Annotated in this window: 20 protein-coding genes; 7 read left to right on the top strand and 13 right to left on the bottom strand. The window is 62.0% G+C overall.

What is annotated here, in order from left to right:
* Positions 1 to 31 precede the first annotated feature (31 nt).
* Positions 32 to 1,423 (top strand): amidase, encoded by a 1,392-nt coding sequence (locus tag HJB82_RS24590; RefSeq protein WP_207582497.1) that lies wholly within the window; start codon positions 32 to 34, stop codon positions 1,421 to 1,423.
* Here the strand turns inward: HJB82_RS24590 and HJB82_RS24585 are convergent, their stop codons facing one another.
* The 3 genes from HJB82_RS24585 to HJB82_RS24575 form a co-directional block, all read right to left on the bottom strand.
* Positions 1,424 to 2,281 carry an NlpC/P60 family protein gene (locus tag HJB82_RS24585; protein ID WP_207582496.1) on the bottom strand — a complete coding sequence of 286 codons (858 nt, stop codon included), beginning with the start codon at positions 2,279 to 2,281 and terminating at the stop codon, positions 1,424 to 1,426.
* Between the two features lie 47 nt (positions 2,282 to 2,328).
* Positions 2,329 to 2,679 carry a MarR family transcriptional regulator gene (locus tag HJB82_RS24580; RefSeq protein ID WP_003589207.1) on the bottom strand — a complete coding sequence of 117 codons (351 nt, stop codon included), beginning with the start codon at positions 2,677 to 2,679 and terminating at the stop codon, positions 2,329 to 2,331.
* Positions 2,680 to 2,854: 175 nt separating this feature from the next.
* Positions 2,855 to 4,246 carry a M17 family metallopeptidase gene (locus HJB82_RS24575; RefSeq protein ID WP_221141774.1) on the bottom strand — a complete coding sequence of 464 codons (1,392 nt, stop codon included), beginning with the start codon at positions 4,244 to 4,246 and terminating at the stop codon, positions 2,855 to 2,857.
* A gap of 142 nt (positions 4,247 to 4,388) precedes the next feature.
* On the opposite strand from HJB82_RS24575, the gene HJB82_RS24570 reads away from it, so the two are divergent.
* Positions 4,389 to 5,225: a tetratricopeptide repeat protein gene (locus HJB82_RS24570; protein ID WP_207582494.1), complete on the top strand. Its 837-nt coding sequence runs from the start codon at positions 4,389 to 4,391 to the stop codon at positions 5,223 to 5,225.
* A 7-nt stretch (positions 5,226 to 5,232) separates the two neighbouring features.
* Here HJB82_RS24570 and HJB82_RS24565 read toward each other — a convergent pair whose 3' ends face one another.
* The 10 genes from HJB82_RS24565 to HJB82_RS24520 all read right to left on the bottom strand — a co-directional run bounded on the left by HJB82_RS24565 (position 5,233) and on the right by HJB82_RS24520 (position 14,771).
* Complete coding sequence (locus HJB82_RS24565; RefSeq protein ID WP_207582493.1) at positions 5,233 to 5,865, bottom strand: LysE family translocator; 633 nt, start codon at positions 5,863 to 5,865, stop codon at positions 5,233 to 5,235.
* Positions 5,866 to 5,940: 75 nt separating this feature from the next.
* Complete coding sequence (locus HJB82_RS24560; RefSeq protein ID WP_207582492.1) at positions 5,941 to 6,927, bottom strand: type II secretion system F family protein; 987 nt, start codon at positions 6,925 to 6,927, stop codon at positions 5,941 to 5,943.
* Positions 6,928 to 6,944: 17 nt separating this feature from the next.
* A complete protein-coding gene (locus HJB82_RS24555) occupies positions 6,945 to 7,952 on the bottom strand; it encodes a type II secretion system F family protein (RefSeq protein ID WP_207582491.1) in 1,008 nt (335 codons plus the stop codon).
* Positions 7,953 to 7,957: 5 nt separating this feature from the next.
* A complete protein-coding gene (locus HJB82_RS24550; protein WP_207582490.1) occupies positions 7,958 to 9,433 on the bottom strand; it encodes a CpaF family protein in 1,476 nt (491 codons plus the stop codon).
* 31 nt (positions 9,434 to 9,464) lie between these two features.
* Positions 9,465 to 10,742 (bottom strand): CpaE family protein, encoded by a 1,278-nt coding sequence (locus HJB82_RS24545; protein WP_207582489.1) that lies wholly within the window; start codon positions 10,740 to 10,742, stop codon positions 9,465 to 9,467.
* A 14-nt stretch (positions 10,743 to 10,756) separates the two neighbouring features.
* Positions 10,757 to 11,515: a CpaD family pilus assembly protein gene (locus HJB82_RS24540; RefSeq protein ID WP_221132980.1), complete on the bottom strand. Its 759-nt coding sequence runs from the start codon at positions 11,513 to 11,515 to the stop codon at positions 10,757 to 10,759.
* Positions 11,512 to 13,011, bottom strand: a complete 1,500-nt coding sequence (locus HJB82_RS24535; RefSeq protein WP_207582487.1) for a type II and III secretion system protein family protein — start codon at positions 13,009 to 13,011, stop codon at positions 11,512 to 11,514. Before HJB82_RS24535 ends, HJB82_RS24540 begins: the two co-directional genes overlap by 4 nt.
* Before the next feature lie 12 nt (positions 13,012 to 13,023).
* On the bottom strand, positions 13,024 to 13,839 hold the full coding sequence (gene cpaB, locus HJB82_RS24530; RefSeq protein WP_207582486.1) for a Flp pilus assembly protein CpaB: 816 nt from the start codon (positions 13,837 to 13,839) through the stop codon (positions 13,024 to 13,026).
* 110 nt (positions 13,840 to 13,949) lie between these two features.
* The gene (locus HJB82_RS24525; protein WP_207582485.1) at positions 13,950 to 14,462 is read right to left on the bottom strand and encodes a prepilin peptidase; all 513 of its coding nucleotides are present in this window, start codon (positions 14,460 to 14,462) and stop codon (positions 13,950 to 13,952) included.
* Between the two features lie 123 nt (positions 14,463 to 14,585).
* On the bottom strand, positions 14,586 to 14,771 hold the full coding sequence (locus HJB82_RS24520; RefSeq protein WP_007634070.1) for a Flp family type IVb pilin: 186 nt from the start codon (positions 14,769 to 14,771) through the stop codon (positions 14,586 to 14,588).
* A gap of 380 nt (positions 14,772 to 15,151) precedes the next feature.
* Between HJB82_RS24520 and HJB82_RS24515 the strand changes: the two genes are divergently transcribed.
* From HJB82_RS24515 to HJB82_RS24495, 5 genes are all read left to right on the top strand, one after another.
* Positions 15,152 to 15,562: a pilus assembly protein N-terminal domain-containing protein gene (locus HJB82_RS24515; RefSeq protein ID WP_221141773.1), complete on the top strand. Its 411-nt coding sequence runs from the start codon at positions 15,152 to 15,154 to the stop codon at positions 15,560 to 15,562.
* 114 nt (positions 15,563 to 15,676) lie between these two features.
* On the top strand, positions 15,677 to 16,312 hold the full coding sequence (locus HJB82_RS24510) for a TadE/TadG family type IV pilus assembly protein (protein ID WP_207582483.1): 636 nt from the start codon (positions 15,677 to 15,679) through the stop codon (positions 16,310 to 16,312).
* Positions 16,312 to 16,893 (top strand): TadE/TadG family type IV pilus assembly protein, encoded by a 582-nt coding sequence (locus HJB82_RS24505; protein WP_207582482.1) that lies wholly within the window; start codon positions 16,312 to 16,314, stop codon positions 16,891 to 16,893. The genes HJB82_RS24510 and HJB82_RS24505 overlap by 1 nt, the downstream gene beginning before the upstream one ends.
* Positions 16,894 to 17,002: 109 nt before the next feature.
* Complete coding sequence (locus HJB82_RS24500; protein WP_207582481.1) at positions 17,003 to 18,223, top strand: phosphopentomutase; 1,221 nt, start codon at positions 17,003 to 17,005, stop codon at positions 18,221 to 18,223.
* Positions 18,220 to 19,188, top strand: coding sequence for an adenosine deaminase (locus tag HJB82_RS24495; protein ID WP_207582480.1), 969 nt, complete (start codon positions 18,220 to 18,222; stop codon positions 19,186 to 19,188). Before HJB82_RS24500 ends, HJB82_RS24495 begins: the two co-directional genes overlap by 4 nt.

Genomic DNA, 19,188 nt, shown 5'->3' with positions numbered 1-19,188 from the left:
TTCCGAGACGAAACGCCCGAAAGACCATGCCATGACCGAAACCGACCTCACCATCCGCGAACTCAGGCAGCACTTCGCCGATAAAAGCCTCTCACCCCTCGAATACTGGCTCGCACTCGAAGATCATATCGCGGCCTGGGAGCCTTCGATTTCAGCACTCTACCTCTACGACCCGGAAGCAGCGCGCGCGCTGGCGAAGGCCTCGACGGAGCGCTGGGCGAAGGGCGAAACGCTGGGAGTCCTCGACGGCATCCCGGTGACGTTGAAGGAACTGATCGCCACGAAAGGCCAGCCGGTGCCGCTCGGCACGAAAGCAGTGGAACTCAAACCGGCTGATGCCGATGCGCCCGCCGCCGCGCGGCTTCGGGAAGACGGCGCGGTGATCTTCGCCAAGACCACCTGCCCCGATTACGGCATGCTTTCCTCCGGCCTTTCGAGCTTTCATCCTCTCAGCCGCAACCCCTGGAATACGACGCAAAATCCCGGCGGATCGAGTGCCGGGGCGGCCGCGGCCGCGGCGGCCGGATACGGACCGCTGCATATCGGCACGGATATTGGTGGCTCAGTGCGCCTTCCCGCCGGCTGGACCGGCATTTTCGGCTTCAAGCCGAGCCATGGCCGCATCCCGGTCGACCCCTATTATGTCGGGCGCTGCGCCGGGCCGATGGCGCGCACGGTCGAGGACGTGGCCTCCTCGATGGCGACGCTGTCGAAGCCGGACTGGCGCGACGGAACCAGCCTGCCGCCGAACGATTTCAACTGGATGGATCTCGACCTTGACGTGTCTGGCATGAGGATCGGGCTGATGCTCGATGCCGGCTGCGGGCTTGCAGTGGACGACGAGATCAAGGCCGCGGTCGAAGCGGCGGCGCGGCACTTCGAGGATGCCGGCGCGACCATCATCGCCGCCCAACCGGTGCTGACACGCGCGATGCTCGATGGGCTCGACGATTTCTGGCGCTCCCGCTTCTGGGGCGATATTGCGGAGCTCGACGAAGAGCGACGCAACGGCATCCTGCCCTATATAAGGGATTGGGCGAAGGGCGGTGCCGATATCGCAGGCGTCGATGCGGTCAAGGGTTTCAACCAGACGATCGAGATGCGCAAGAACTGCGGACGGCTGTTCAGCGAGGTCGACGCCGTGCTTTCGCCGACCAATCCGATCATCTCCTACCCGGCCGAATGGGCATCGCCGACCAACGATCCGGCCCTGCCCTTCGAGCATATCGGTTTTACGGTGCCCTGGAACATGTCGGAGCAGCCGGCCGCCTCGATCAATTGCGGTTTCTCCCGGTCGGGCATGCCGATCGGGCTGCAGATCGTCGGGCCGCGTTTTGACGACATGCGGGTGCTTCGGCTGTCGAAAACCTTCGAGGATTGGGCGGGCGGGGTGAGCGCCTGGCCGCGGCGACCGATCCGCTGATCAGCCGGTCGGGCGGCGGTAGCCGGTTGGCTGCTCGTAAAGCCAACCGATACGCTTTACGGCGGCCTCGAAATTCTCGCGCGCCACCGTCATGCTGTGGCCGTTGGCGTGGAGGATGGTTTCCGGATCCTCGAAGACGGCGACATGGCCCTTCCAGAAGACCAGGTCGCCGCGGCGGATTTCGGCGCGGTCGATCGGCTGGCCGAGGCCGGCCGCCTGCATGTCGGTATCGCGCGGCGCATCTCGGCCGCTCATCAGCATCGCCAGCTGGACGAGGCCGGAGCAATCGATGCCGAGGCCGGAGCGTCCGCCCCAGAGGTAGGGCGTTTCCAGAAAACGGGCCGTGATTTCGACATAGTCGGCGCCAGCGAGGGCGCCGATCGGCTGGAGGTGCTTGGCAAAAATCGCGGTTCCGTCATCGAGCACGACATAGTGATTGCCGCGCGCTTCCGCCTCGCCGGCGACATGGACGCGGCTTCCCATCGACAGGATGGCCTGGTGCGGCTTGCGCAATTCCGGCTCCGAATAAAGGAAGGTGCGCTGGACGGTGACGATGTGGGTGGGGGGCGGCCGGCCTTCCGACAGCGCGTCTGCAGAGAGATAACCGACGTAACCGTCCGAAGCGGCTTTCACCCAGCACCAGCCGCCGGCGCGATCGAACACCGTCACGTCCTCGCCAAGAAGCAGTTCGGTATCGATGCCACGCGCAAGGTCCGGTTCGGGGCGCAGGCCGACGACCGGAACGGCGACACGCGCCAGGGCGCCGTCCACGAAGCGCAAAGCCTCTACCTTGCCTTCGAGCCCCGCTTCGGCGAGATCGGGCCGATAGGCATGCAGCCGGCGGTCGAGCATCGTCATTGGCATTCCTTTCAAGTGGCCTTTCAAGTGGCCATTCAGATGGCCTCTCAGAGCGGCAGCCGGCGGGCCTGATCACGGACGAGGTCGCCAAGCTTTTCCAGGTACAGCGCGCCGCCGACGGTGCGCTTGATGATTACGCTGCGCCGGTCGGCATCGTCGCGCACACGATCGACCAGGCCCATTTCGCCCATCGTATCCAAGGCGCGGGTGATGACCGGCTTGGTGACGTCAAGGGTGGCGGCAAGCCCACGCACCGTATGCGGCGGCGGCACCAGATAAATATGCAGCAGGATCGCCATCTGGCGCAACGTCAAATCGCGGTCATCGTGACGGACCTGATCGAGCGCCACGCCATGCCAGAGCCCCAGCGCCTGCGAGGCGGTCAATTCGATCGGCACGGCCCCTCCGGAAGATCGTTACGCTAACGTTTCATTTTCCGGCAGTTGGCATCGACATGCAAGAGGCGGCAGGAATTGCCGCCCGGCACGGTGAATAAAATTTTAACGATCGGCAGCGACGTGCAGCGCATGAACAGGGTCACGCGATGCGCCTCCACTCCAGCTTGCCATGGCGTCAGCGCAGGCTCTCGCGGATATGATGGAAGAGCGCGCGGATTGCCTGTGCTTCACCACCGCCCGGCGAATGCGGCCGTTCGGACTGCGCCCAGCCGTAAATGTCAAAATGCGCCCAGCTCTTCGCCTTGCCGACGAAACGCTTGAGGAAGAGGGCCGCGGTGATCGCCCCCGCCATGCCGCCGGCCGGCGCATTGGTCAGATCGGCGAACTTGGTGCGGATATCCTTTTCGTAACCGGAATAGAGCGGCAGGCGCCAGATCGGATCGTCTGTTTCCAGGCTCGCTTCGGTCAGATCATGCGCCAGATTGGCGTCATCGGTGAAGAAGGGCGGGAGGTCAGGACCGAGGGCGACACGGGCAGCACCGGTCAGCGTCGCCATGTCGATCAAGAGCTCGGGCTCGTCCTCGTCGGCATAGGCGAGCGCATCGGCTAGGATCAGACGGCCTTCAGCATCGGTATTGTCGATCTGGACGGTCAGACCCTTGCGGCTCTTGTAGATGTCGCCGGGGCGGAAGGCATTGGACGAGATGGCGTTTTCGACGACCGGGACGATGACACGCAGGTCGACCTTCAGCTTGGCGTCCATGATCATCAGGGCAAGCCCCATGACATTCGCCGCGCCGCCCATATCCTTCTTCATCAGCAGCATGGAGGCGGCAGGCTTGATATCGAGACCGCCAGTATCGAAGCAGACGCCCTTGCCGACGAGTGTCACCTTGCGATGGCCCTTTTTGCCCCAGCGCAATTCGAGAAGGCGCGGTGCATCGGCGCTGGCGCGGCCGACGGTATGGACCAGCGGGAAGTTTTGCTCGAGCAGGTCGTCGCCTTTGATAACCGATATCTCTGCCTTGTAATGTGCGGCCAGGCCGCGGAAGGCCGCCTCGAGCTGTTCCGGCCCCATATCATTGGTCGGGGTATTGATGAGGTCGCGGGCGAGAAAGACGCCGGCGAGCTGGCGCTTGATGTCGGCACTGTCGGCATCGCGGGGGATCATCAGCGTCGCCGCCGGCGTTTTTTCGGACTTGTAGCGGTCGAAACGGTAGCTGCCGAGACCAAAGCCGAGAGCCAGGCGATTTGCCGTCAGCGGTGCAGTCTCGATGTGCCAGTCGCCGGCCGGCAGCGCCCGGGCGAGCCTGCCAGTAATATAAGGCTGCTCGGATGGATTGGTGCCGAGGCCAAAAAGCGCGCCGCCGAGATGGCCTTCGGCCGTCGGGATCAGCAGCACCGACCCGCCTTCGGCCTTGTAGCCCGCCCTGCGCGCCCAATCGAGCGCGATCGGATCGATCGTGCCGGTCTCGATATGGGCGGGGGTGACGGCAAAGATCGGCAGCGTCGAACCGCCCTTGGTGTTGAAAGGGGTCGCTCTCTCGATGAACTGATAGGGGGCCATGATTATCCTTCGGCGGTCGTAAGGAATCACTCCTTAACGGTCTGTTAGGGTTAACAGACTATTGCTGGAGCGAAGATTGCGTCAAACCTTTCCCTGTTCCGCTTCGAGGTCAGGCGCCGATTTCGGAATTCAGGAACGCGTCATGCCCGCCTCGCTTACATCCACATTCACGAATCGTATCCTGCAGGGCGCTGCGGCATCGCTCATCGTCCTGGCGGTTGCCGGCTGCTCGACGACCAAGGACCGGATGACGACAGGCTCGGTGCCGAAGCTCACCAAGCCGGTTGAAGAGATGGACGCGACCGAGCTGCGCTCGGCAACCGACCGGCTCGGTCAGGCCTATGAAAAGAACCCGCGCGATCCCGTCACCGGCGTCAGCTATGCCAACCTGCTGCGCATGAACGGCCGTGACACGCAAGCGCTCGCCGTCATGCAGCAGGTGGCGATCAGCAATCCCGCCGACCGCAACGTGCTGGCCGCCTACGGCAAGGCGCAGGCAGCGGCCGGCCAGTTCCAGCAGGCGCTCGATACGATCGGCCGCGCCCAGACACCCGACCGTCCGGACTGGAAGCTGATCTCGGCCGAAGGCGCGATCCTCGACCAGATGGGCCGGGCAAGCGACGCCAGGCAGCGCTACCGCGACGCGCTCGACATTCAGCCGAACGAGCCCTCCATCCTGTCCAACCTCGGCATGTCCTACGTGCTGACAGGCGATCTGCGCACGGCCGAAACCTATCTGCGCTCCGCCGCCAGCCAGCCGACCGCCGACAGTCGCGTCAGGCAGAACCTTGCCCTCGTCGTCGGCCTGCAGGGACATTTCCCCGAGGCCGAGCAGATCGCCCGGCGCGAACTTTCGCCGCAGCAGGCCGATGCCAATGTCGCCTATCTCAGAGGCATGCTCTCGCAGCAGAATTCCTGGCAGAAACTCGCCGCCAAGGACAAGACGCCGGGTGCCGCGGAGGCCAGCAATACCAACTAACAATGGTCTAGCGGACACTCAGGCCCGAAAGAATGAGACGAAGTCCGAGGCCGCCCATCACGGCACCGGCGGCCCGGTCTATCCAGCTCTTCGCAGCGAGATAGAGCCGCCGCGGATGGCGGGCCGAAAAGGCGAAGGCCACGATCGAATACCACCCCGCTTCCACCGCAAAGACGCCAAGCGGCAGCGCAACCATTAGATCGAGCGGCACCGTCCTCGGTAGAAGCGCGGCAAAGAGGCTGGCATAGACGATGATGGTCTTCGGGTTGCTGAGTTGGGTCAGCAGCGCGGTCGTGAAGCTCAGCATCGGCGCGCGTTGGCTATCGCCGGCGTCGGAAACCTCCAGCGGCTGGCCAGCACCTCTCCAGATATTGACGGCGATATAAATGAGATAGGCGCCGCCTGCGACCTTCAGCAAGACATAGAGCCATTCGAACTGAGACAGCAGCGCCGTCAGCCCGGCGAGTGCCAGCACGGCAAAAACGACGCCGCCGGCGCCCATGCCGAGTGCGGCCGCAAGACCATCCAGCCGTGACCGCGAAATGGCAATCCTGGAGACGACGACGAAGCTCGGGCCGGGGCTCATAGCGCCGACTGCCAGGGCTGCCATGATGCTGATGAAAACGCCTGCGGAAGACATCCGAAAACCCTCGTTTGAGATCGGAGGTTACCGCATAATTCCTCAAATCGGAATCGATTTAAGCGGCGGCAATCATCAGAACTTGTCTGAGACCTGAATGCCGGCCGGGCCAAGAATAACAGCGATCAGCACCGGCAGGAAGAACAGGATCATCGGCACCGTCAGTTTCGGCGGCAGGGCGGCCGCCTTCTTTTCGGCTTCGTTCATGCGCTCGTCGCGGCCTTCCTGGGCGAGGACACGCAGCGCCTGCGCGACCGGCGTGCCGTAGCGATCGGCCTGGATCAGCGCTTGAGTGACCGAGCGTACCAGCTCGATCTGGGTGCGCGTGGCAAGATTTTCGAGCGCCATGCGGCGATCCGGCAGGAAGGAGAGTTCAGCCGTGGTCAGCACCATCTCCTCGGCGAGCGCCGGCGACTGCTCGCCGAGTTCTTCCGACACGCGACGCATCGCGGCCTCGATCGAGATGCCGGATTCGACGCAGATCAGCATCAGGTCCAGCGCATCCGGCCAGGCACGTTTGATCGAGTGCTGGCGCTTGCCCATGCGGTTCGAGACATAGATGTTCGGCGCGTAGAAACCGACATAGCCGATGGCGATGACAGCGAACATGCGGATGGGCAGGCCCCTTTCGGCGAGATGGCCGAGACCGAAGACCCAGAAGACGGCAAGCGCCAGGAAGAGGAAGGGCAGCAGGAAACGCGCCACGAGGAAGGTATTCAGCGCATTCTCGGAGCGAAATCCGGCAGCACGCAGCTTGTTGACGGTATTCTCGTCGACGAGCGCCTTGCGCAGGTTGAAGCGTTCGACGATCTGGCGGACCGAACGATTGTTCTGGCTCCTGAGCGAGGCTTTGCCGGCGCCGGTTTCGGCGTTCATGCGGGCGCGTTCGCGAGCGCGGATCTGCTCGCGCTCGGTCGAGACGGCCTTCATACGCTTGTTGAGATCGCCGCGCTCGAAGAAGGGGATGGCGATCGTGTAAAACGTGGCGAAGACGGCGACCGCGACGAAGAGCGCGATCAGCATGCTCGGATTGGTCAGGGTTGCGGCAAGGTCCTGCGACATGGGGTGCGTCCTTCCGTCTAGATGTCAAAATTGACCATGTTGCGCATGACGAAGATGCCGATCGACATCCAGATCGCCGAGACACCCATGATGAAATGGCCGCGCGGATCGGTGAAAAGGATCATCATGTAGTTCGGCGACGTGAGATAGACGAGGGTCGCGACGATGAAGGGCAGAGCACCGATGATGACGGCCGACGCCTTGGCTTCCATCGAAAGCGCCGAGACCTTGGCCTTCATTTTCCTGCGCTCGCGTATCACCTTGGAAAGGTTGCCGATTGCTTCCGACAGATTGCCGCCAGCCTGCGACTGGATGGCGATGACGATGGCGAAGAAGCTGACTTCCTGGAGCGGCATTTGGGTCGTCATGCGGGCGCAGGCGTCGGGGATGCTGAGGCCCACCTGCTGCGCCTCGATCACGCGCCGGAACTCGCTCTTCACCGGCTCGGTACCTTCGGTGGCGATGAGACGGATCGCATCGTTGAGCGGCAGGCCCGATTTGATCGAGCGGGTGATGACGTCAAGCGCATTGGGGAGCTCGTTGAGGAACTTGTTCTGGCGGCGCTTGATCAGGAAACCGACGATCCAGCGCGGCAGGCCGAGACCGGCGACGACGGCAATACCGATTATCACCATCAACGATACACCGATGATGAAAGCCATGAGCAGCAGCACACAGGCGAAGATGGCGCTGATGAGATAGAATTTCCCGACCGTGATCGTCAGGCCGGCCTGCACCAGCCGGGATTTCATCGTCAGGGTCTTCTTGGTCTTTTCGTGCTGGCGCTTTTCCAGATCCTTCAGATTGTCCTGCACCGATTTCCGGCGCTTCGACATTTCCTGCACCCGGTCGCGGGCGGCCTTGACCTTGACCCGGTCGCTTTCAGCCGATTTGACGCGGTTGATGCGGCTTGCCGATTTCTTGTCGGCCTCGATCCGGGAAAACATCAGGGCATAGGCGACCGCCGCCGCGGAGATGGCGGCGAGGACGACGATTGCCAGCACTATCGGATCGAACCCGAACATCTCGCCTAATCCTTCGTTTTCGCTTCCATCGCGTCAAGGGCAGCGGCAAGACGCTTTTCCTCGTTGAAGTAACGGGCGCGATCCCAGAAATGCGGCTTGCCGACGCCGGTCGACATGTGCCGGCCGATCAGGCGGCCGCCCGCATCCTCGCCTTCGATCTCGTAACGCATCAGGTCCTGGGTGATGATGACGTCGCCTTCCATGCCGATCACCTCGGTGATCTGGGTGATGCGGCGCGAACCGTCGCGAAGGCGCGCCGCCTGGATGATCACGTCCACCGAGCTGGAGATGATCTCACGCACCGTCTTTGCCGGCAGGGTGAAGCCCCCCATGGCGATCATCGATTCGATACGGCTCAGGCATTCGCGCGGCGTATTGGCGTGGATGGTGCCCATCGAGCCGTCGTGACCGGTGTTCATCGCCTGCAGCAAGTCGAAAACCTCAGGTCCGCGCACTTCGCCGACGATGATGCGCTCGGGACGCATACGCAGGCAGTTCTTGACGAGATCGCGCATGGTAATCTCGCCCTCGCCTTCGATATTCGGCGGGCGCGTTTCGAGACGTACGACATGCGGCTGCTGCAGCTGCAGTTCGGCGGTATCCTCGCAGGTGATGACGCGTTCATCCCTGTCGATATAGTTGGTGAGGCAGTTCAGCAGCGTCGTCTTGCCCGAGCCGGTACCGCCCGAAATGACGACGTTGCAGCGCACGCGCCCGATGATCTGCAACACGGTCGCGCCTTCCGCCGTGATCGCACCGAAACGGACGAGCTGATCGAGCGTCAGCTTGTCCTTCTTGAACTTGCGGATGGTGAGCGCCGGCCCGTCGATCGACAGCGGCGGCGCGATAACGTTGACACGCGAGCCATCGGGCAGGCGGGCATCGCAGATCGGGCTCGATTCGTCGACACGGCGGCCGACCTGGCTGACGATGCGCTGGCAGATCGAGAGAAGCTGCGCATTGTCGCGGAAGCGGATCTCCGATTCGATCGTCTTGCCGCCGACTTCGATGAACGTCTGGCCGGCGCCGTTGACCATGATATCGGCGATATCGTCGCGCGCCAGCAATGGCTCCAGCGGACCGTAGCCGAGAACGTCGTTGCAGATATCCTCGAGCAGCTCTTCCTGCTCGGAGATCGACATCGCATAGTTCTTGATGGTGATGATGTCGTTGACGATGTCGCGGATTTCCTCGCGCGCGCTTTCGCCGTCGAGCTTGGAAAGCTGCGAAAGATCGATCGTATCGATCAGCGCGGAAAACACCTGCGCCTTGGTGTCGTAATATTCATCGGTACGAACAGGGCGCTTGCGCTGCGGCGTCTGCATCGGCGGCGGCGTCACCTGCTGGCGTGCGGGCTCGCGAGCGGGTTCGACCAGAATCGAGGGGGAAGAGGCCGCAGGGGCAGCGGCCGGAGCCGGCGGCGGGGGAGCAATCGCCCCTCCAACCTTTCCGGAACCTTCGTTTCCGCGTTTTCCAAACATGCCGCTTAATCCAATCTGCTTGTTCTACTTGCTACTTGCGCTTCAGGAGGCCCAGCAGTCCGCCCTTCTTCGCCTTCTTGATCGCGACACGGCCGGTGACGATGTGCGATATCTGCGAAAAGGTTTCCGCCGTCGGCGACTTCGGGTCGACTTCCGAGATCATCCGGCCGCTATTGGCGGCATTGCCGAAAAGATGGATGTCGAAGGGAATGATGGCGATCGGATCGATCTCCAGCGGCTCACAGAAATCCGATGGTGAAATCTCCGGACGTTTCGGCATGCCGACCTGGTTGAGGATCAGATGCGGCGGCTTGTCGTTCGGCCGCATCTTGCGCAACGCGTCCAGCATGTTCTTGGCATTGCGCAGGTTGGCGAGATCGGGAACCGCTGTGATGACCACTTCGTCGACACTCGACAGCACCGAGCGTGTCCATTCCGACCATGTATGCGGAACGTCGAGCACGGTAACGGGCGCGCTGCGCTGCAGCACATCGAGCACCGGCTGGAACGCCTGGCCATCGAAATCATAGGCACGGTCGAGCAGCGAGGGTGCCGCAAGCAGGGAGAGATGTTCGGAACATTTCGTCAGCAGGCGGTCCAGGAAGACCTCGTCGAGACGGTCGGGCGCGAAGACAGCTTCGGCGATGCCCTGGGCCGGATCCTGGTCGAAGTCGATGTTCGCGGTGCCATAGGGCAGGTCGAGATCGGCGAGGATCGTCTCGGATGAGAAGAGGTTGGAAATGCCGAAGGCACAATTATGCGCGATGGTCGAGGCGCCAGTACCGCCCTTCGAGCCGATGAAGGCGATGCTGCGGCCGAGCGGCTCGGCTTCCGGATCGACGAAGATCGAGGCCATCGACGCCAGGATATCGGGCATGGCAACGGGCTGGACCATGTATTCGGAGATGCCGTTGCGGATGAGGTCGCGATAAAGCCCGATATCGTTGTAGTAGCCGATAATGACGACTTTGGTCGTCGGATCGCAGACGGCGGCGAGCGGCGCGAGTTCGGAGAGCAGGTTTCCGGCATTCGCCTTGGTCTCGAGGATGATGAGGTTCGGCGTCGGGGCGCCGGAGAACATATTGGCGGCAGCGGCGATGCCGCCGCTGGTGATGCGCATGCTGACCTTTGCCACGCGCCGATCATTGGCGCAGCGTTCCATGACCTGCTGCAGAGCCTCGCTCTCACAGAAGGCATGCACGGAGATGCGCGGCAGCGGCCGCATGTTTTCCAGATCGGCCATGCGCACCGCCTCCTCGGCGTGGCGAAGCTCGCTTTGATTCTTGATTTCGTACTCTATCGCGCTCATCGTCCCGTTCCGCCTCAGAAGCTGCTGTCGCTGCCGGCGACCTCTTCGATCGTCGATGTCGTCGTCCGATATTCCTGGATCGCGTTGTTGCGGCGCTGCGCGTCGATCGGGGTCATGCCGCGGGGCGCCACCAGATCCTCCGGATTGGCGATCTGGGCGGCGAGGTTGTTCTGCGAGGCGCAGCCGAAATTATAGTAATTCTGGTTGGTCAAATCGCTAGAGATGTCCTTCGGCCACTGGCCGCATTGCGTGGTGATCGCCGTGGTGCCGGTAAAGCTCAGCCGGATCGGTGCCGCATCGCCGGGGCCGACCGCGGCGTAGGAGGTGTTGACGATTTTCGAGCTTGCGATCCCCCTCCTCGCCAGCTCGGCACGGACCTGATTGCGCAGTTGATAGGCTGCCGCCGAATTGGGCGAGCCTTGCGGCGACAGCACGTAAACCGGACCCGAGGCGCGCGCGATGTAGTTTGCGGCAAAACCGCGAATGAGGTCGCGCTGGGCGTTGGTCAGGCGGCGATCGGTGGAGGCGACGGGAATATCCACCGTCTGCTCCGCTTCGGTCACGATGATCGGGTGACGCGCGCGATAGTCGTCGGGAATACCGCCGGTCGTCAGCTGGTCATGTGGGCCGGCGCATCCGGAAAGGACGGCCAGCGACATGGCAACCGTGGCAAAAAGCGCCTTCGAGATTCCGAGGCGGGGTGTCGTCGAATTGATATGGGCCATCACCTGATCCCTGTTCTCTTCCATTGCTGCCGACCATGCGCCGCTCATTTGTAGATGAACCCAATTGAGCCGTGGAACTGCGCGTCGGCAACGGGCGCCTCGCGGCGACCATAGACTTTGTTGACTCGGTTGAGGAAGAAGGTTGCACCGTCATTCTCAGGGCTGAAATTGTCGTCCGGCCGGTTGAGCTGATTGCGCGCCACCGGACGCACGAGATAGGGCGTTGCGATGATGACGAGCTCGGTTTCCTGACGCTCGAAACCCTTCTGACGGAAGAGGGTGCCGAGCAGCGGGATCTTCGAGACACCAGGCGTGCCGCCCATCGTCTGGGAAACGTTGTCGCGGATCAGGCCGGCCAGCGCGATCGAGCCGCCCGAGGGCAGCTCCACCGAGGTCTCCGCCGAGCGGCGCTGATAGGTCGCGCCGCCGCTGCCGGCCACCGGTTCGGAGACATTAGTCTTGATCTGCAGGCTGATGCGTCCCGATGAGAGCACGACCGGCTTGAAGGCGAGGTTGATACCGTAGTTGAACGGCACGACGGTGACGTTGCCGTTGCTGTCGGTTGTCGAATAGAGCTGTTGGCCGCCGGAATTGAAGGTCGCGGCCTGGCCCGATATTGCCGTCAGCGTCGGCTCGGCAAGCGTCTTGACGACCTTGGCCTGCTCCAGCGCGTTGAGGTAGGTCGAAATGTCGTATTTTCCGATCGTGCTCTTGAACAGCGCCGCCAGGCCGCCGCCAACGACGGATGTGGCGCTGTCGGCGCTGGGGCTGCCGAGCTGTGCGACTGTCATGCCGGAGGAATTGGAAACCAGATTGTCGAAGCCGAGCTGCTTCAGCACCTCGCGGCGGACCTCGGCGATCGTCACCTTGAGGGTGACCTGGTCCTCGCCCTCGATCTGCAGCAGGTTGACAACCTGCGAGCTCTGACGGGCTTCGGCAAAGAGCGCCACCGAGCTGTCGCCGCCGGTGCCCGATGCCGTCTCGCTTCTGGTCGTCGCTTCGCCGCCCTTCAGGAAGACCTGCGCCAGATCGGCCGCCTGTGTGGCATCCTGCGGGGTGCGCACGGTGCCGGTCAGCACGATGTTGTCGGAGACGATTTCGACGTTGATGTTGGAGTCTGGAATGAATCGGCGGAGATTGACTTCGAGGCCGGAAACGTCGCGCTCGATCTCGATGTCGAGATTGACGATTTCCTGTCCACCGGCGCCGAAGACGAAGATATTCGTCTGGCCGACCTTTTTGCCAAACAGGTAGATGCGCCGCGAGGTGCGGGTCACGGCATCGGCCATGGTCGGATCGGATACGAGGATATCATGCGCATCCTCGGGCAGATCGACGACGACAGCCTTGTTCAGCCCGAGCTTCAGCCGGCGGTGGGCATCGCGGCCGGTTTGCGAGATGCGGACCAGGTTTTCGGAATCGGCGCGCGCCTCGCCTGGTACAAGAAGCAGCGCGAAAGAGGCCGACATTATACCGGAGACGGCGACTGCCAGCGACAGGCAGCCTGTCAGGAGAAGTCCGGCGCGCCGCGTAGAATTGCCCATGTGCACGTCCCTTTACTCCGCCTTCGGCGCTGCGCTGGCATCGGTGACGATGGCGCCCGATTTGATGACCTGGATGCTCGCACTGCCGTTATCGCCGCTCAGCAGATAGTCGGCTGCGCTGGTGTCCTGCTCCTGCGCATCGGCGACCGAGCGTAGCGCGAGCGACAGCCGGTCCGCCATCTGCTGGGCGACAGCGAGCACCTTCGTTTGATCGGGGGTGAGTTCGAGCGTCGCCGTCGTGCCGACCACGGCCTTCGAGCCGTCGTCCTTTTCCTGGATCTGCTGGTCAATGGCCAGAACGCGGACATTGCTCAGCACGGTCTCGGTGATGAGCTTGTTGGCTTCGGTGCCCTTGCGGACCATGATGACGTCGACGCGGTCGTTCGGCAGGATGAAGCCGCCGGCACCTGTTGCCACCGATATCTCGGTCGCGACGGCGCGCTTGCCGGCCGGCAACAGCGAGGAAAGGATGCGGCTGCTGGAATCGGCGACCTTTTCCGGCCGGATCGGTTCGCCTTCGAAGATCGGCAGGCGCACGACGGCACCCTGCAGATCCTTGATCGCATCCGGCTTGTCGGCTTCGGTGATCAGGCCCGGGACAACGGCGCCCTGCGGCCAGGCCATCCAATGAACGGACTGGTCGCTCAGCCTTTCGCCGACCGCCAGATTGGCGCCCGAGACCAGGACGTTGACCGTCGGTTCCTTCTCGATGACCGACTGGACCTGGGTAACGACACCGCCACTGCCTGCCATGCGCATCGCCAGGAGGCCGGCGAGGCCGGCTGCCACCACGGCGACAGCAAGGATTATAAGGCGGGCCGGTTTCATCGATCATTCCTCAGGGCACGATATGTTCGCCCTGCAGAATGCTCAGCAATTGGTATAATTATGGTTAATGGAACGCTTACATTTTAAGTTAACGGGCATTTAAAATGCCGTTATTTCAGGCTTTCCAGCGCAGCTAGGAAGAGCGGCGAAGAAGGGAAGGCCATGAAGCCGCCGATCGCGATGGCGATGCCGTAGGGGATCTTCTTGGCCAGCAGGACCGAATTCGGCACCGGCAGGCCGATGGCAAGGATGGTGTTCGATTGCGCTCTCACCAGCAGGATCAGCAAGGTTATCAGACCGCCGATCATGGCGACGTCGACCATCAGGAAAGCGAGCGATTGATTCAGACCAAACCAGAGCGCGGTGGCGCTCAACAGCTTGGCGTCTCCGCCGCCCATCACATTGAACGCAAAAAGAGCGAAGCAGGCACTAAAGACGATTGCCGCGCCGGCAAGATGCAAACCGATCATCTCCCAGCCCAGGCCGGACAGCGGCGCGAGGATGAAGAAAGAGGCAATCAGGATCAGGGAAACGCGGTTCGGAATCGTCATGGTGAACAGATCGGAAAAGGCCGCCATGGCGAGGCAGAGCGGCAATATCACAAACACTGCAGCGGCGATCATGTGTATACCCCGTCATAACGAGATGCGAAAAGGCTCACGGCCATTCAGCCTGTGAGCCCGCTCGATAGATCAGTCGGAGCCGATCCGGCCGTATAATATGGGCGCCAAGTGGCTGCCCCTATCTTAGTTCGACGCCGTAACGCCGGTGTTCATCTTGGTGCTCAGATTGTTGAACGTGGTGCTGATGCTGTTGCCGAGAGCCGTTGCGCCGGTAATCAGCGCTACGGAAATGAGGGCAGCGATCAGGCCGTATTCAATTGCGGTCGCGCCGGATTCGTCCTTCAGAAAACGGCTAAAAAGCTTGGTCATGGTAACTCCTAACTCCAGTTGATGTTCAGCACGTCCGCCAACTGTTTGCCGTTGATCGGATGGCATCAACCTAGCGAATGGGCGTTTCCATCGGCTTAAAGAAAAGAGTTAACGAGGCGTCAACGAGACACCAGCCCCTTGCAGGGTAAGTATTTTCTTATGCGACTACTTCAATATTTAACAATCTTCCCGGAATAACCGCTGGATTCATCCGGTAATAGCACAGGTCTTACTTCCAACCGGAGCGTGTGCGGTCCTGAGGCCGTGCCAAATCGGATCATTGCGCCTCATCCCGGAACAGGGAGGCGGGCTTAAGGCTTCGTTCACCATTTTTTTCCATTCTATGCGGATATTGCGCTGTGATCGTGAAAGAGGACCAAATGTCATCGAGCGGCAAAACCATTTTCTTTGCCGGCATGATCGCCGTTTTCGGTAATTCGGGAGTTTCCTCGGCCGCAGGCGATGACATGCTGCGCGTCTATATGGATCACGCGCGCGTATTGAAGCTCGACCGCCCCGTCAGCAAGGTCATCGTCGGCAATGCCAAGGTCGCCGATGCGACCGTCGCCGACGCCAAGACCATCGTTCTCACAGGACGCAGCTTCGGCACCACCAATCTGGTTCTACTCGATGCCGATGGCAATGCGATCCTCGACGAGCGTATTCTGGTGTCGATCGATGAGGGCAACACGGTGCGCGTATACCGGCAGACCGAACGCTCCGTACTGTCCTGCACGCCGAACTGCGAGCAGCATGCACAGCAGGCGACCACCAGCACTACCTCGCCCTGATTGGCTTACCTCTCTTCTTCGGCCATTCGTTAAAATCGTCGCCTCAGACTGAAACGGAAAATCAACGAACGGACCCTAGTGTGGCGGACAGAGAATGTCGCTCGGGTCCAGGCAATGACGGTAATTGATCAGAAGACGGATAAAGCGCGCGTCTGCGCGCCGTTCCGTTTTTCACGGTTTCGCGCTCTCGGCCGATCGCGCGAGGGTTCCGCGGCGATCGAATTCGCGTTGCTTGCCATTCCCTATTTCCTGGTGATTTTCGCAGTCCTCGAAACCTTCGTCGCCTTTGCTGCCGAGGAACTCGTCTCCAACGCCGTCGATACGATGAGCCGCAAGATGCGAACCGGGCAGATCACCTATAATCTTGGCCGCACGACCGATATGAACCAGGCGCAGTTCCGCCAGGCTTTCTGCGATGAGATCTCGATCCTGATCCGCTGCTCGACGAGCGAAGTGGCTACGCCGAGCAAGCTCTACCTGGATGTACAGACATTCAGCACCTTTTCGGCCATTCCGACGACGATTCCCAAGCTTTCGACCGACAAATATGCCGACCTCAACACGGCGGCCTTCAAATATGCGCCGGGCGGCGCAGGCACCATCAACATGGTCCGCGCCTACTATCGCTGGGAAATCACGGCGGATCTGGTCCGGCCCTATATCACGACGATACGTCCCTCCGACGGTTCGATGCCGAGGGAATATCTGATCATCGCGACCGCGGCCTTGCAGAACGAGCAGTATCCATAATGGCGTTACGCAACCCGTTCAGCAGACTGGTATTGACGGCGCGGCGGCTGGCCCGAGACCGCAAGGGCGCCGGAGCGATCGAATTCGCGATCCTCTTTCCCGTGCTCGTCATGCTCTATATCGGCGCTTTCGAGATCACGATCGGCCTCAGCGTCAGCAAGCGGGTGACACGCGCTGCAGGGACGGTGGCCGACCTCGTCACCCAGCAGCAATCCATCACGAAGAGCACGCTTGCACAGATGCCGTCGGTCGCAACCGCGATCTTCGTGCCTTACAACAACACGTCGCTGACGCTGAAGATCACCGGAATTACGATCGACGCCAGCGCCAATGCGAAAGTGCTGTGGTCGTGGGCGCAGGACGGGACCTCGCCCTATGCCAAGAATACGGCCGTGAGCAATGTGCCGTCCGACATGAAGACCGCCAACAGCTTCCTTGTTCGCACCGAGCTCAGCATCCCCTATACGATGTTCCTGTTTGCGCCGAATTTCCTGCCGGACGGCATGCGCACGATCACCATCAGCCGCAGCTATTTCTACCGCCAGCGGCAAGGCGACTCGATCGCCTGCAGCGACTGCTGACAGCCCTCCCCTTCTTCCCGAATTTGCCAAGCCGGCCGCAGCATTATATGCCTGAGGCTCTGCCGCTCCGACGTCCCTGGGGCCGGCGATCGGCTCTCTCGGGTGTAAAATGGCGCGTGCCTTTCTTTTCGTTCTGGATTCTTTCGGCGTCGGCGGAGCGCCGGATGCGGCGGCCTATGGCGACGAGGGCGCCGATACGCTCGGCCATATCGCCGAGTTCTGCGCAGCCGGAGCCGCAGATCGTGCCGGATTGCGCAGCGGGCCGCTTTCCCTGCCCAACCTGTCGGAACTCGGGCTGATGCAGATCGCCCGATCGGCCTCCGGCCGGTTCCCGGCCGGCATGCCCGTTCCCGAGAAGGTCTACGGAATTTATGGCGCCGCCACCGAAATCTCCCGCGGCAAGGACACGCCATCAGGCCATTGGGAGATCGCAGGAACACCTGTCAGTTTCGATTGGGGTTACTTCCCGATGGAGGGCGAGGCCTTTCCTGCCGAATTCATCGAGGCATTGTGCAGGGAGGCCGATGTGCCCGGCATTCTCGGCAACTGCCATGCCTCTGGAACGGAGATCATCGCCCGGCTCGGCGAGGAGCATATCCACACCGGCAAGCCGATCTGCTACACCTCCTCGGATTCGGTCTTCCAGGTCGCTGCGCACGAGGTGCAGTTCGGTCTCGATCGCTTGCTCACTTTCTGCCGTCTAGCCCGCGGGATGCTCGATCGCTACAATATCGGTCGCGTCATCGCCCGGCCCTTCATCGGTCAGTCCCCCTCGACCTTCCAGCGCACCGGAAACCGGCGCGACTTCTCCGTGCTACCGCCGGAGCCGACGCTGCTCGACCGGCTTATCGAACACGGCCGGCACGTGCATGCTGTCGGAAAGATCGGCGACATCTTCGCGCATCAGGGCATTTCCAGGGTCATTAAGGCAAATGGCAACGATGCGCTGATGGATGCATCGCTCTCAACCATCGACGAGGCCGAGGACGGCGATCTCGTCTTCACCAATTTCGTCGATTTCGACATGATTTACGGCCATCGCCGCGATGTGCCGGGTTATGCCGCGGCACTCGAAGCCTTCGATGCCCGATTGGCCGAAGTCCACAAGAAGCTGAAGCCAGGCGATCTCGTCGTGCTCACCGCCGACCACGGCTGCGACCCGACCTGGCGCGGCACGGACCATACGCGCGAGCGCGTGCCCGTCATCGCCTATGGCCCAGGCATCCGGTCGCGTTCGATCGGCGTGCGCCGCAGCTATGCCGATATCGGCGAGAGCTTAGCGCGCCATCTCGGCATTCCGGCGGGACCGCATGGAAGGAGTTTTCTGTGACGTCGCATTTGAAGAAGGTCGAACTGCACTGTCATCTGGAGGGTGCGGCACCTCCTGAATTGACCGAGGCGCAGGCGCACAAATACGGTGTCGATATCAGCGGCGAGCTTCGCGGCGGCGCCTATGTCTGGCATGATTTCGCAAGCTTCCTCGAATGTTACGACAAGGTTTCCGAGGTCTACAGGACCGAGGAGGACTATGCGCTTCTGACCGAAACCTATCTCGACCAACTCGCCGGCATCAATACGATCTACAGCGAACTGATCGTTTCGCCCGACCACGGCAAACGCATCGGGTTGGGTGCCGACGCCTATATATCAGGCATCTGCGAAGGCATCCGGCGGGCCAGGGAAAAGAGCGGTATCGAGGCCCGGCTGATCGTCACCGGCGAGCGGCATTTCGGTCCGGAGAGCGTGATCGGCGCCGCCGAATACGCGGCAAAGGCCGGCAATCCTCTGATTACCGGCTTCAACCTTGCCGGCGAGGAGCGGATGGGGCGCGTCGCCGACTATGCCAGGGCCTTCGATATCGCCCGCGATGCCGGCCTGGGGCTCACCATTCATGCCGGCGAGGTCTGCGGCGCCTTCAGTGTCGCCGACGCGCTCGATGCCGTGCGCCCCTCGCGCATCGGCCATGGCGTGCGCGCCATCGAGGATCTCGATCTGGTGAAGCGGCTTGCCGATCTCGGCACCGTGCTGGAGATCTGCCCGGGCTCCAATATCGCGCTTAAGGTCTTTCCCGATTTCGCTTCGCATCCGCTGCGCCGGCTGAAGGACGCCGGCGTGCGCGTGACGATAAGCTCGGACGATCCGCCGTTCTTTCATACCTCACTGGAGCGGGAATACGAACTTGCCGCCGAGGCTTTCGGCCTCAGCGACGACGAGATCGATGCGATGACACGAACGGCAATCGAAGCTGCCTTCGTCGACGATGAGACACGCAAGGCCCTGCTCGCCCGACTTTGA

It is taken from the genome of Rhizobium sp. NZLR10 (assembly GCF_019685125.1).
Classification (GTDB): Bacteria; Pseudomonadota; Alphaproteobacteria; order Rhizobiales; family Rhizobiaceae; genus Rhizobium.
This window is presented reverse-complemented; position numbering and strand designations above follow the sequence as displayed.

Coding starts and splice junctions, on each gene's coding strand:
- HJB82_RS24590 (WP_207582497.1), top strand. CDS start 32: ATGACCGAAACCGACCTCACCATCCGCGAACTCAGGCAGCACTTCGCC.
- HJB82_RS24585 (WP_207582496.1), bottom strand. CDS start 2,281: ATGACGATGCTCGACCGCCGGCTGCATGCCTATCGGCCCGATCTCGCC.
- HJB82_RS24575 (WP_221141774.1), bottom strand. CDS start 4,246: ATGGCCCCCTATCAGTTCATCGAGAGAGCGACCCCTTTCAACACCAAG.
- HJB82_RS24570 (WP_207582494.1), top strand. CDS start 4,389: ATGCCCGCCTCGCTTACATCCACATTCACGAATCGTATCCTGCAGGGC.
- HJB82_RS24565 (WP_207582493.1), bottom strand. CDS start 5,865: ATGTCTTCCGCAGGCGTTTTCATCAGCATCATGGCAGCCCTGGCAGTC.
- HJB82_RS24560 (WP_207582492.1), bottom strand. CDS start 6,927: ATGTCGCAGGACCTTGCCGCAACCCTGACCAATCCGAGCATGCTGATC.
- HJB82_RS24555 (WP_207582491.1), bottom strand. CDS start 7,952: ATGTTCGGGTTCGATCCGATAGTGCTGGCAATCGTCGTCCTCGCCGCC.
- HJB82_RS24550 (WP_207582490.1), bottom strand. CDS start 9,433: ATGTTTGGAAAACGCGGAAACGAAGGTTCCGGAAAGGTTGGAGGGGCG.
- HJB82_RS24545 (WP_207582489.1), bottom strand. CDS start 10,742: ATGAGCGCGATAGAGTACGAAATCAAGAATCAAAGCGAGCTTCGCCAC.
- HJB82_RS24540 (WP_221132980.1), bottom strand. CDS start 11,515: ATGAGCGGCGCATGGTCGGCAGCAATGGAAGAGAACAGGGATCAGGTG.
- HJB82_RS24535 (WP_207582487.1), bottom strand. CDS start 13,011: ATGGGCAATTCTACGCGGCGCGCCGGACTTCTCCTGACAGGCTGCCTG.
- cpaB (WP_207582486.1), bottom strand. CDS start 13,839: ATGAAACCGGCCCGCCTTATAATCCTTGCTGTCGCCGTGGTGGCAGCC.
- HJB82_RS24525 (WP_207582485.1), bottom strand. CDS start 14,462: ATGATCGCCGCTGCAGTGTTTGTGATATTGCCGCTCTGCCTCGCCATG.
- HJB82_RS24520 (WP_007634070.1), bottom strand. CDS start 14,771: ATGACCAAGCTTTTTAGCCGTTTTCTGAAGGACGAATCCGGCGCGACC.
- HJB82_RS24515 (WP_221141773.1), top strand. CDS start 15,152: ATGTCATCGAGCGGCAAAACCATTTTCTTTGCCGGCATGATCGCCGTT.
- HJB82_RS24510 (WP_207582483.1), top strand. CDS start 15,677: ATGACGGTAATTGATCAGAAGACGGATAAAGCGCGCGTCTGCGCGCCG.
- HJB82_RS24505 (WP_207582482.1), top strand. CDS start 16,312: ATGGCGTTACGCAACCCGTTCAGCAGACTGGTATTGACGGCGCGGCGG.
- HJB82_RS24500 (WP_207582481.1), top strand. CDS start 17,003: ATGGCGCGTGCCTTTCTTTTCGTTCTGGATTCTTTCGGCGTCGGCGGA.